Source organism: Streptomonospora litoralis (assembly GCF_004323735.1).
GTDB lineage: Bacteria > Actinomycetota > Actinomycetes > Streptosporangiales > Streptosporangiaceae > Streptomonospora > Streptomonospora litoralis.
Window position 1 is genome coordinate 287087 of record NZ_CP036455.1, and the last position, 12137, is coordinate 299223.

Genomic DNA, 12137 nt, shown 5'->3' on the forward strand with positions numbered 1-12137 from the left:
CCGGGCGCCGCTCGGGCGCCCGGGGCTCGGCGGTTCACTGGTTGTCGCCACCGGTCCCGCCGGGCTGGTCGGGACCGGGCTCCTCGGTCGAGGCGCCCGGCTCGTCCGCCCCCGGTTGCGATTCGGCGGATTCCGCGGCCTCAGCGGCATCGTCCCCAGGACCCGCGACCACCACGCGTGCGGGGCGCAGAACGCGCTCGCCGATGGTGTAACCGGGCTGGAAGACCTCGATGACCGTGGGCACCGTGGCGTCGGGCGAGGGGACCATGGTCAGGGCCTCGTGGACGTTCGGGTCGAACTCGTCGCCCTGCTCGCCGTACTTCTTCAGCCCCAACTTGGTGACCAGCGCCTCCAGGGACTCGCCGACGGACTTGAAACCGCCGGTGAGCTCGTCGTGCTCCCGCGCCCGGCCGATGTCGTCGATGATCGGCAGGAGTTCGCCGACCACCTGGGCCATGGCCTGCTCGCGCACGGCCACGCGGTCGCGCTCGACGCGCTTGCGGTAGTTGGCGTACTCCGCCTGGATCCGCTTGAGGTCGTTGGTCAGCTCCACGACGTGCTCGCGGGCCTTGAGGAGCTCGCCTTCCTCGGCTGCACCGTCGACGACGACGGGCTCCTCCTCCTCGACGACCTCGACGTCGGCCTCAGGGGAGTCGGGAGCGACGCCCTCGGCGCCCGCGGCTCCCTCGGGCGTGCGGAGCTCGCCGGTCTCGGGGTCTATGCGACGCCTGTCGCGGACCACCGGTCCCTGCTGCTCCTCGCCGTTTTCGTTCTCCGGCAGCGCCATTGGCTGCGCCTCCCTTGACTTGCCTCTCGGCCGATCAGGCGTTGCCGTCCTTCTTGTTCTCCTCGTCGACGATCTCGGCGTCCACGACGTCGTTGTCGTCGTTCTGCGCCTGCTCGCCGGACGCGGCGTCCTCGGCGCCGGCGCCCTGCTCGCCCTGGCCGTAGATGGAGGAGCCGATCTTCTGGCTGGCCAGCGCAACCTTCTCGCTCGCCTGGCGGATCACCTCGATGTCGGTGCCCTCCAGGGCCTGCTTCAGCTCGCCGACGGCGGACTCGGTCTCGGACTTGACGTCGGCCGGGATCTGCTCCTCGTTGTCCTTGATGACCTTCTCGGTCTGGTGGACCAGCGACTCCGCGTTGTTGCGGACCTCGGCCTCTTCGCGGCGCTTGCGGTCCTCCTCGGCGTACTGCTCGGCCTCGCGGACCATCTTGTCGATCTCGTCCTGGCTCATGGCCGAGCCGCCGGAGATGGTGACCGACTGCTCCTTGCCCGTGCCCATGTCCTTGGCGGTCACGTTCACGATGCCGTTGGCGTCGATGTCGAAGGTCACCTCGACCTGGGGCACGCCGCGCGGCGCCGGCGGCAGACCGGTCAGGTCGAAGACGCCGAGCTTCTTGTTGTACTGCGCGATCTCGCGCTCGCCCTGGTAGACCTGGATCTGCACCGAGGGCTGGTTGTCGTCGGCGGTGGTGAAGATCTCCGAGCGCTTGGTCGGGATGGTCGTGTTCTTCTCGATCAGCTTGGTGAACACGCCGCCCTTGGTCTCGATACCCAGCGACAGCGGGGTGACGTCCAGCAGCAGGACGTCCTTCACCTCGCCCTTGAGCACACCGCCCTGCAGCGCGGCGCCGATGGCCACGACCTCGTCGGGGTTGACACCCTTGTTGGGCTCCTTGCCGCCGGTCAGCTCCTTGACAAGTTCCACGACCGCGGGCATGCGGGTGGAGCCGCCGACCATCACCACGTGGTCGATCTTGTCGACGCTGATGCCGGCGTCCTTGATGACCTGGTGGAAGGGCTGCTTGGTGCGGTCCAGCAGGTCGGAGGTCAGCCGCTGGAACTCCGCGCGGGTCAGCTTCTCGTCGAGGTGCAGCGGGCCCTCGGAGGAGGCGGTGATGTAAGGCAGGTTGATGGCCGACTCGCTGGAGCTGGACACCTCGATCTTGGCCTTCTCCGCCGCCTCGCGCAGGCGCTGCAGCGCCATCTTGTCCTTGGACAGGTCGACGCCGTTGTTGTTCTTGAAGCGCTCGACCATCCAGTCGACGATCGCCTGGTCCCAGTCGTCGCCGCCGAGGTGGTTGTCGCCGTTGGTGGCCTTCACCTCGACAACGCCGTCGCCGACCTCCAGCAGGGAGACGTCGAAGGTGCCGCCACCGAGGTCGTAGACCAGGATGGTGGCCTCGTCCTCCTTCTCCAGGTGGTAGGCCAGCGCCGCGGAGGTGGGCTCGTTGATGATGCGCAGGACGTTCAGGCCCGCGATCGTGCCGGCTTCCTTGGTGGACTGGCGCTGGGCGTCGGAGAAGTAGGCCGGCACGGTGATGACGGCGTCGGTGACCTCTTCGCCCAGGTATGCCTCGGCGTCGCGCTTGAGCTTCTGCAGCACGAACGCGCTGATCTGCTGGGAGTTGAACTCCTTGTCGTCGATCTCGGTCTTCCAGTCGGTGCCGATGTGGCGCTTCACCGAGCGGATGGTCCGGTCGACGTTGGTTACCGCCTGGCGCTTGGCGACCTCGCCCATCAGCACCTCGCCGTTCTTGGCGAAGGCAACGACGGACGGAGTGGTCCGGGCGCCTTCGGCGTTGGCGATGACCGTGGGCTCGCCGCCCTCCAGGACCGAGACGACCGAGTTCGTCGTCCCCAGGTCGATACCGACCGCACGTGCCATGAGTACGTTCCTCCGTCAGAGTTGAGTCTTACAGGCACAAGTTTGCTTCGCGGCTCGTATGCTGTCAAATCACTTGAGTCGCCGCGGCTCAATGCCTTTCTCCGCCTCTACCAACGGCCGGACCACGGCGTTTGTTCCCGCCGCGGACGGCCGCTCCCGGTGTTTCCGGGGTCCTCCAGGGGGATCTCAGGGCTCGGTCAGGGCAAGGTCCGGCGGCGGCTCAGGGTGCGCACCGCGGTGCGGGTGCGCCGTGCGCGGGAGTGGGCGGGGCCGCGCGTGCGCCGGGTGCGCGGGACCGTGCAGTCGCCGGTGCGTGCGCGCGGGGGCGCGCCCGGGGGCAGGTGCGCACGCCCGGCGGGTGATGATGGTCGCGGGAGCGTGCCGCCGCCGGTCGGGGAGTGGACAAGGGCAGGTGGTCCCGCCGATTCGGGCGGCCGGCCCGTCTTCTAACGTGGGAGGCCGCGGCTTCGGCGGCGCCGTACCAGGGGCGGCGGACCCACCAGGCATTACTGGCTAGTAACATTTGGTGGGCCTCCGATGTGTGGCGCATCGGGGAACGACAGCAGGATGGGAGGCCGCGGGCGATGCTCTACATCGTTCTGGGGATCATCACGACCCTCTTCGCCGTGGTCGGGGTCGCCATGTGGGCGTTCGGCATCCGCCGGATGGTGCAGACGATCCGTCTGGGCCAGCCGGCCGAGAGCGGGCGCACCGGTCCCTTCGGCAGGCGACTGACGACCACGTTGATCGAGGTGCTCGGGCACAACCGGATGCTCAAGCGGCCGTGGGTGGGGGTGGCCCACTGGTTCGTGATGGTGTCCTTCCCGCTGCTGGTGTTTACCGTCGCCGAGGCGCACGGCGAGGTGTGGGACCCGCACTTCCACCTGCCGATCATCCACGACTGGACGGTCTACGGGCTGTTCATCGAGCTCATCGCCGGGCTCGGGCTGATCGCCATCCTGGGCCTGGCCGCCTACCGCCAGATCAAGGGCCCCCGCCGCCTCGGGCGCGACTCCCGCTTCGCCAACTCGGTGCACTGGACGGCCTACTACGTCGAGGCCTACATCGTCGCGCTGCTGGTCGCCATCTTCGTGATCCGCGGCTTCAAGGTCGCCATGGGCGACTTCCCCTTCCCCGTGTGGGCCACGCCGATCTCGCACGCGCTGGGCGAGGTCCTGCCGCCCAGCGAGCCGGCTCTCGCCCTGGTCGCCGCCTTCAAGCTGATCATCTCCTGGATGTTCTTCATGGTCCTGGCCGTGGTGCTGACCATGGGCATCGGCTGGCACCGCTTCACCGCGCCGTTCAACATCTACTTCAAGCGCGACCCCGAGGGCGCTCCGGCGCTGGGCGCGGCCAAGCCGATGATGGACGCGACCGGCAAGAAGCCGCTGGACTTCGAGGAGGCCGACCCCGACGAGGACCCCTTCGGCGTCGGCAAGGTCGAGGACTTCACCTGGAAGGGCCTGCTCGACTTCACCACCTGCACCGAGTGCGGCCGCTGCCAGTCGCAGTGCCCGGCCTGGAACACCGGCAAGCCGCTCTCGCCGAAGAAGCTCGTCACCGACCTGCGCGACCACGCCTACGCCAAGGCGCCCTACCTGATGCAGGGAGTCACCGAGGAGACACCCGACATCCACGACGACGTGCTCTCCCTGCTCGGCAAGCCCCTGGTGGGCACCGAGGAGGAGGGCGGCATCATCCACCCCGACGTCCTGTGGTCCTGCACCAACTGCGGCGCCTGCGTCGAGCAGTGCCCGGTCGACATCGAGCACATCGACCACATCATGGACATGCGCCGCTACCAGGTGATGATCGAGTCCAGCTTCCCCTCCGAGGCCAACACCCTGCTGAAGAACCTGGAGAACAAGGGCAACCCGTGGGGCATGGCCGAGGACCGGCGCATGGACTGGATGGCCGAGTTGGACTTCGACGTCCCGGTGGTCGAGGACACCCTGCCCGAAGGCACCGAGTACCTGTTCTGGGTGGGCTGCGCCGGTGCGCTGGAGGACCGTGCGAAGAAGACCACCAAGGCCATCGCCGAGCTGCTGCACATGGCCGGGGTGAAGTTCGCGGTCCTGGGCGGCATGGAGGCGTGCACAGGCGACCCCGCGCGGCGGCTGGGCATGGAGTACGTGTTCCAGATGCTCGCCCAGCAGAACGTCGAGACGCTCAACGAGGCCGGCGTCACCAAGATCGTGGCCAGCTGCCCGCACTGCTTCAACACCCTGGGCAACGAGTACCCGCAGCTGGGCGGCGAGTACGACGTCGTCCACCACAGCCAGCTGCTGGCCAAGCTGGTGGAGGAGGGCCGCCTCACCCCGGTCCAGCCGATCGAGGAGAACATCACCTACCACGACCCCTGCTTCCTGGGGCGGCACAACAAGGTCTACACGCCGCCGCGGGAGATCATGGCGCAGGTTCCCGGCATCACCACCAAGGAGATGCACCGGCACAAGGAGCGCGGCTTCTGCTGCGGCGCGGGCGGCGCGCGCATGTGGATGGAGGAGCGCATCGGCAAGCGCATCAACACCGAGCGGGTCGACGAGGCGCTGACCACCGACCCCGACACGGTCTCGACCGCCTGCCCGTTCTGCCAGGTGATGCTGGGCGACGCCATCAACGAGAAGAAGTCGCAGGGCGAGGCCAAGGAGTCGCTGGAGGTCGTGGACGTCTCCCAGCTGCTGCTGCGCTCGGTCAAGGCCGACGCCGCCCCGGCGCAGGAGCAGGCGGAGAAGGCTTAGCGGCCGGGAGCGGCGGAGGTTGTCCGCAGGCAGGCCGGGTTGCCGCCCTTCGGACGGCCTCCGCCGGTGCACCGGCGCCGCAGGGCCGCGCCCCGGGAAGACCGCCTCTCGGGGTGCGGCCCTGCCGCGCCGGCCGGCCCGTACACGCGGGCCGCAGGCTCAGCCCGCGTGGTGCGGACGCGCGGCGCGGCCGCCCAGTCGGCGGCGCGCCTGCTCGGGCACGGGCGGGTGCACACCCAGGACGATGTCGATCTCCTCGTAGGTGAGCCGCCGGTCCGACCCGGCGACGGCGATGAGTAGTTCGGCGTAGAGCTCGATCTCCGCCATGGCCACGTGGTCGTGGAGGCGCACGTCGGGATCCATGCGCGCCCACCTCCATCGACAGCACCGCGGGGGCGCGAACCGCCCAGGACTCGAGAACGCGGGAGGCGGCCTCACGTATCCCCGGGTCGGAAGCCGACCAACGTGGGATCCCGCCGGAGACATCCCGCACTCTTAAGGCTACGTCCGGGTAGCCCGCCGCCGCATGACCCAGACGGGTCATTCTCAGAACCACGTTCGAGTAGTCATCCGGCGGTATGCACGCAGGGTCACTGCGCGCCGACAGAACTAGGCCGTGGTTAAGAACGCCGGTCTGCCGGGAAGCGGGTCGCCTGGCGGGGAACGACGGGCACCGAGGACAGCGCCGGGTGGGGCCCTGCGGTTGCCGGGTCGGGTGCTCGCCGGTGGCGCGCCCGGCGGGGGCGGCGTTCGGCCGCCGTAAACTCGGCGCGGCTTGACCCGTCTATCGCGAACTTATGGTCGCAGGAAAGCGTATTCCGCGGCCATAAGTTCGCGATCATCGCCGGATGAACCGGCATAGGGGACCTACCGGCGCCGGTAGGTCGGCTGGGTACCGCCGTGTCCCCTGCCGGGACCGGTGCGGGGATGGCACCTCGGGGCGACACCGAAGCCGATGCCACCGCACGTACGTGCAACTCGTGGTCATGATCCGGCCGCATGGCCCCCGCCAACTGCCCCGCCGCGCGCCGGCACCGGCGGGCACCCGACCCGGTAACCGCAGGCCCCTCCCACCGCCGCCCTCGCCGCTTCCCAGCGAGACCACCCGCTACCCGGCAGACCATCAAGGCCACCCAGCGGCCCCGGGCCGCCCCGTCGGGTGCTCGACCGGCGGACATCCGGACCGGTGATCGCGGGTCCGGCCCCGCTGCCATCGTTGCCGCCGCCTTTCCGATAGACCACCCGCTACCCGGCAGACCATCAAGGCCGCACAGCAGACCGGAGCCGCCTCGCCGGCCGCCGACACCGGCGGGCACCCGGCCCGGCGAACGCGGGCCCGGCCATCCGCTGTTCCCGCTGCCGCGTTCCCTTCGAGTCCGCCCGGCACCCGGCAGGCCGACAAAGCCGACCACAAGGCCAACGGCAAGGCCCACGACAAAGCCGCCCAGCCGATTGGAGCGCCCCTCCCCACGCACCGCCACCGGCGGTTCCCGTTCCCCCCGACCAGCGGGCCCGGCCGCCACCGGCCCCCGGTGCCCGCTGCTCCCCGTCGATCAGCCCGCCGCCCCACCAGGGCAAGTCCGCGTAGCGGATTCGAGCCGCACGGCCCGGCCGCCCATGGGAGCCGGATCGATCCAGCACTTCTTAACACGGCTCGGTGCTCCGGTCCGCCGGTACATTTCCGTCGCGTGGCCGCGGCGCCCGCCCCACGTCCGAAACTGGGTCCGCCGGGTGTTCCAGTGGTCAGACCGGACAGGGCGTGCGAACATCGGGGCGTGCACTATCACGGGTACTTCTGGCGCGGATCCGACGCAGACCGCTCGCGCAGGGCACGTGACGCCCATCCCGACGGACCCCATTTCACCTCCGCCGATGTGCCCCCCGTCAAGATGTGCTGGTGGTTGCGCAAACCCGCGGACATGATCGCGGGCACCTGGGGCGACGCCGACGGCGCTGCCGCGTGGATGGTTTCGCAGTACGAGAAGGTGCGTTCCGAGATCGACGGACCGGACGCATTCTGGTCACCCGCCGGCGACCGCTACACGGCCGCGCTGCGCGATATGGCCGACGGCCGCGACCTCACCTGGCAGTACCAGCTCGGCGGCGACGAACGCGCGTTCGTCGCCGTGATCGCCTGCTCACCCAACACCTGGGACGCCGAAGCCCCCTGCCCGCTGGAGCGCGAGGAACGCTAGCCCCGCGGCGGATCGGCCGCCGGATCGGCTGGGGAGCACCGGGCCTCCGACGCGGGGAAACGCGTCGCCTGCAGCCGATCCGATCGGACGCCCGGTCCTAGCATCCGGCGGAGCCCTTCCGACTCCCTCCGCCGGTGGAGTACTCGCGGTCCACCGAGCGCTGCAAGAGGTCGCAGGTGTGCTGGAACTCCTCCTGCAGCCTCGCGGCCTCGACGAGCAGAGTGCCGTACGGGCTCGACCGGTCCGTGACGAGGAACTCGATGTCCTCGGCGCCGTCGCTGAGCCGCTGGGCGTAGTTCCGGGCCTGCTCCGCCAGCGAGCACAGGTGCCTGGCCTGCTCCACGAGGCGGCTCTCGTCGATCGCGCTGAGCTCTTCGGTGATCTCGGCGAGCGCCGCGAGAAGGTCGGCGTAGTGCCCGAGGAACTCCGTGCGCCGGGGGCCTTCACCGGTCTCCGATACCGACATGTCGAGGGTGCGGGTGACCGAAGCCAGCTGGTAGGAGACGCGTTCGAGGGCGTCGACCACACCCGCGTAGCCGGTGAACGTGTGCCGCCGGTACTGCCGGCTCAGCAGCTTGCGCGGGTTGTAGTAGACGCTCTCCTCAGCCGTGCGCACCGCGCTTCGGGCTTGGGCGACCGTGCCCTCCATCCGGTTGGCGCGCCGCCGCCACTGCCGCGTGCGGTCCTCGTCCAGTTCCCCTTCCCGCAGGGCCGGGTGGATGTCCGTGAGCAGGTCGCACACCGACTGCGCGAGGGAGCGGACGCCGTACTCGGCGCTGCGGAACCGCATCGGGGGCACCACCAGCAGGTTGACCAGCACGCCGACGGTGCAGCCGATGGCGACCAGCGCGATGATCCACCCGAGCTGCGCGGCGCGTTCCATGGTGCTGGTCGCCGTGATGTAGAGGGCGAAGGCGAAGAACGCCGCCGTGACCACCTGCGAGCCCTGCGACCCCAGGCGCGGCCAGCGCCCGATGACCAGCGCGATCACCGCGACGAGGACGAAGGTCACCAGGTTCGGGCCGGCGACGAAGCCCACGATGCCCTGGACGGCGACCCCGGCGCCGACGGCGCCGAGGTAGCGGAGCGCCTGGGAGAACGACTGGTAGACGGTGACCTGGATCATCAGCACCGCGGAGAACGGCGCGAAGGCCGGGGCCTGTGCGCTCAGCACGGAATAGGAGATGACCCAGGCGATCGTGGCGGCGAGCGTGCTCTTGCCGATCATCAGCAGCGTGTGCCGCTCGTGCCCGTCCGATCCCGCGCGCCGGAACCACTGGCCGATACGCGATCCGAGGTTCAGGGAGGGTGGTTGCCTCCCCGACCGCGCCGAGGGCCGCTGCCGGGCGTCCGCTGCGTCCTCGCTTCCCATATCCGTGCTGTTAACCGGATCGAAGCGAGGCATGTGCTGCACATTCGGTGATTTTTCCGACGCACGGTGTCGCAACCCCGGCGGTGCTCAGGTACGGCGCTCGGTGGTGCCGATCCAGGTGACCTCGCGATGGCGCGCGGCGTAGCGGGCGTACTTCTCCGGTGTCTCGGCGAACCCCGCCTTGTCGTCGTCGGTCAACTCACGCACGACCTTGCCCGGCAGCCCCGCCCACAGGGTGCCCTCCGGGACCTCCTTGCCCGGCGGTACCAGGGCCCCGGCGGCCACTAGGGCTCCCGCTCCCACGCGGGCGCCGCCCAGCACGATCGCGCCGATACCGATCAGGGCCCCCTCGCCGATCTCCGCGCCGTGCACCATGGCCTTGTGCCCCAGGCTCACCCGGTCGGCCAGCACGGCGGGCTCGCCCGGGTCGGAGTGCAGCCCGCACTGGTCCTGGATGTTGCAGGTCTGCCCGATGACGATGTCCTCGGTGTCGGCGCGCAGCACCGAGCCGTACCAGATGCTGCTGGTGGCCCCGATGCGCACTCGGCCCACGACCACGGCGCCGGGAGCGACCCAGGCGTCCGGGTGGATGTCGGGCTCTCCGAACGGGGCGTCCCCGACGAGCGGAGCGGACACGGGCACCTCCTTGCGGCCATAACGAGCGGCGATCCGTACCGGAAATGCCGCACACCGGCCCCGAGTCGCCGTGAACGGGCATACCTTAGTAGTGCGGTGAGCACTGCGGCAGGGCGGCGCGCCGCCTACGGGCGATCCGTCCAGGCTATTGAGCGGGAGGTGTAGCGGCCATTACCGTAGTCGCCTCCCCCGGTGTTCACTACATCACACTTCGCACGCGATTCGGGATCTCTGTTGCGGTTTCCCATCACACCGCCAAGCTTGGGGAATGAATGTCATTGACGTGTATTCCGGGTGTTATGGGAATGATAGGCAGGGAGTCCGGCCACCATCCCATTGGCAGCCAACCTGGTTGATTAGGACATGAACGAGCACAGCGCAGAGATCTTGCCGAACTTCCTACGTGAGGAAGCCTTCCCGACCGAGAAGCGCGGCTACAGCAAGCGCCAGGTCGACGACTACGTGGTCCGCACGCACAACCAGACCCGCGACCTGCAGGAACGGCTGGCGCGCGCCCACGACGAGCTGGAGCAGATCCGCCGCGAGTTGGCCGAGGCCAAGGAACAGGCCGCGGTCAAGCCGGAGCACGAACAGATCAGCGAACGCATGTCCAGCATCCTTCGCATAGCAGAGGAAGAGGCGAAGGAGAAGCGCAGCAAGATCGACGGTGAGGTCGACTCCATCCGCGGCAAGGCCGAGGAAGAGGCGGCCAAGCGGCTGAAGGACGCCGAGGACCACGCCGAGCGCGTCGTCTCCAGCGCGCGCTCCGAGGCCAACGAGATGGTGTCGACGGCCAAGCAGGAGGCCGAGCAGCTGCGCGCCCAGTCCGAGGAGGAGACCCAGCGCCGCGTCAGCGACGCCGAGGCCCGCGCCAAGAAGATCAACGACACCGCCGATCGCCGCCTGGCAACGCTCACGGCCACGCACAACGAGGCGGTCCGCCGACTCGGCGACATGCACGGCACCCTGGCCGAGCTGCTCGACGCCGAGAAGAAGTCGGGGCCGCTGGAGACCGGCCTGTCCCAGGCCGAGGTCGCCGCCGAGCAGGAGGCCGCGGCCGAGTCCGGGCAGCACGTCAAGCCGTCCGACCGCCAGCAGCAGGAAGGGCCCCGGCAGCAGCAGCCCGATCAGTCGGGCCAGCCGGGCCAGCCCGGTCGGCAGCAGACACGCCAGGGGGAGCCGCCTCAGCAGGGTCAGCGGCCGCAGCCGACCGGTCAGCAGGGTCAGCAGCAGAGCCAGGACCAGGGTCAGGGTCGCCAGCCGGCCAAGCAGAGTGCACAGGCCGTGACCCCGCAGCCGCCGCCCGCGGCCGCGGGCCACCACGGCGAGTCCGGGGGGAACCCGGCTGTGGGCCAGCACCAGGCGCGCTCCGGCGCCGGGGAGGACGAGACCACGATGAAGGTCGGTCCGGCCGCCCAGCCGCTGGACGTGGCCGACGAGTCCACGGTCCGCCTCGACCCGGCTCCGCCGACCGGCGGAGGGGGCGAGGGCATCGCCTCGCAGCCGCTCCGGCAGGCGCCGCGCCCGCAGGGGGCGCCCTACGGCGGCCCCGCGCCGCACCAGGCACAGCAACCACGCCAGGCACAGCAACCGCAGCAGAGCGGCCAGTCCCAGCAGGGCCAGGCACCGCCTCAGCCGGGCAACGACCCCGGTATCACGGCCATCCACCAGCGGTCCGAGGCGGGGCAGGGCAACCGGCCCGACGAGCCGGATGCGACCGAGGGAGTGCGCATCATCAAACCGTGACCCGGTGAGGTCCGCTCGGCGGCGGAATCCATCGCGTGCGAGCGCCGCCTGCGCGGACCGGCGGGAGCCGGGCCGGTCCGGACTGGATTCGCTCATGTCCGCACTCGTGGCGGGGGCGCCGACGCCCCCGCCACGAGTCGTTTGTCCTGGCATAAGGGGCGACGTCGGGCTTTGCGCAGGTGTCGGCTACGATGCCGAACGCCATGATTATCCGCTCGGCCATCCGGTCTGACCTCGGTGCGATCCTGCGGCTCCTCCGCGAACTCGGGGACAGCGCCCCTGCGCACAGCAGCGGCGTCCGCATGTCCTCCGCAGCCGTGCGCGCCTGGACCCGGATGGAGAACGACCCGGACCGCTCGGTCCTGGTCGCCGAGCGCCGCGGCCAGATCATCGGCACCCTGGACCTGCTGGTCGTCGCCAACCTCACGCACGACGCGCAGTCCTGGGCGATCGTCGACAACCTGGTGGTCGACCCGATCGCCCGGCGAGGCGGCGTGGGCCGCGCCCTGCTGGAGGAGGCCGTCGACCGCGCCGCACGGGTCGGCTGCTACAAGATCGAGCTGCTGTCGCACGAGAGCCGCGCCGGTGCGCACGCCTTCTACACCGCTGTCGGGTTCGCGAACTCCGCCGAGGGGTTCCGCCGCTACATCTGATCCGGGTACCGGCGCTCCGTTCGTCGCCGATCCGCCCCGCACGGGAGGCGGCAGCGCGCACCCTGCCCGCCGCAGAGGTGCGACGCGCTGCGGGCCGCCGGAGGCCGCTGGGCGAACCGAGC

General features: G+C 70.2%; 9 protein-coding genes. 4 read left to right on the plus strand and 5 right to left on the minus strand.

The window, feature by feature from the left end:
• Positions 1 to 34 precede the first annotated feature (34 nt).
• Together grpE and dnaK are read right to left on the minus strand one after the other, a co-directional pair.
• On the minus strand, positions 35 to 787 hold the full coding sequence (grpE, locus tag EKD16_RS01335) for a nucleotide exchange factor GrpE (protein ID WP_131096693.1): 753 nt from the start codon (positions 785 to 787) through the stop codon (positions 35 to 37).
• A 34-nt stretch (positions 788 to 821) separates the two neighbouring features.
• Positions 822 to 2672, minus strand: a complete 1851-nt coding sequence (gene dnaK / locus EKD16_RS01340; protein ID WP_131096694.1) for a molecular chaperone DnaK — start codon at positions 2670 to 2672, stop codon at positions 822 to 824.
• Between the two features lie 584 nt (positions 2673 to 3256).
• Here dnaK and EKD16_RS01345 point away from each other — a divergent pair.
• Positions 3257 to 5413 carry a (Fe-S)-binding protein gene (locus EKD16_RS01345; protein ID WP_131096695.1) on the plus strand — a complete coding sequence of 719 codons (2157 nt, stop codon included), beginning with the start codon at positions 3257 to 3259 and terminating at the stop codon, positions 5411 to 5413.
• Between the two features lie 159 nt (positions 5414 to 5572).
• Here EKD16_RS01345 and EKD16_RS01350 read toward each other — a convergent pair whose 3' ends face one another.
• The gene (locus EKD16_RS01350; RefSeq protein WP_131096696.1) at positions 5573 to 5776 is read right to left on the minus strand and encodes a hypothetical protein; all 204 of its coding nucleotides are present in this window, start codon (positions 5774 to 5776) and stop codon (positions 5573 to 5575) included.
• A gap of 1412 nt (positions 5777 to 7188) precedes the next feature.
• On the opposite strand from EKD16_RS01350, the gene EKD16_RS01355 reads away from it, so the two are divergent.
• Positions 7189 to 7608, plus strand: coding sequence for a hypothetical protein (locus EKD16_RS01355; RefSeq protein ID WP_131096697.1), 420 nt, complete (start codon positions 7189 to 7191; stop codon positions 7606 to 7608).
• Positions 7609 to 7705: 97 nt separating this feature from the next.
• Here EKD16_RS01355 and EKD16_RS01360 read toward each other — a convergent pair whose 3' ends face one another.
• On the minus strand, positions 7706 to 8980 hold the full coding sequence (locus EKD16_RS01360; protein ID WP_131096698.1) for an FUSC family protein: 1275 nt from the start codon (positions 8978 to 8980) through the stop codon (positions 7706 to 7708).
• A gap of 87 nt (positions 8981 to 9067) precedes the next feature.
• Entirely contained in the window at positions 9068 to 9616 is a 549-nt protein-coding gene (locus EKD16_RS01365; protein ID WP_131096699.1) for a gamma carbonic anhydrase family protein, read from the minus strand.
• Between the two features lie 363 nt (positions 9617 to 9979).
• On the opposite strand from EKD16_RS01365, the gene EKD16_RS01370 reads away from it, so the two are divergent.
• Together EKD16_RS01370 and EKD16_RS01375 are read left to right on the plus strand one after the other, a co-directional pair.
• Positions 9980 to 11362: a hypothetical protein gene (locus tag EKD16_RS01370; RefSeq protein ID WP_131096700.1), complete on the plus strand. Its 1383-nt coding sequence runs from the start codon at positions 9980 to 9982 to the stop codon at positions 11360 to 11362.
• Positions 11363 to 11565: 203 nt separating this feature from the next.
• The gene (locus EKD16_RS01375) at positions 11566 to 12015 is read left to right on the plus strand and encodes a GNAT family N-acetyltransferase (protein WP_131101889.1); all 450 of its coding nucleotides are present in this window, start codon (positions 11566 to 11568) and stop codon (positions 12013 to 12015) included.
• The last annotated feature ends 122 nt before the right edge of the window (positions 12016 to 12137 follow it).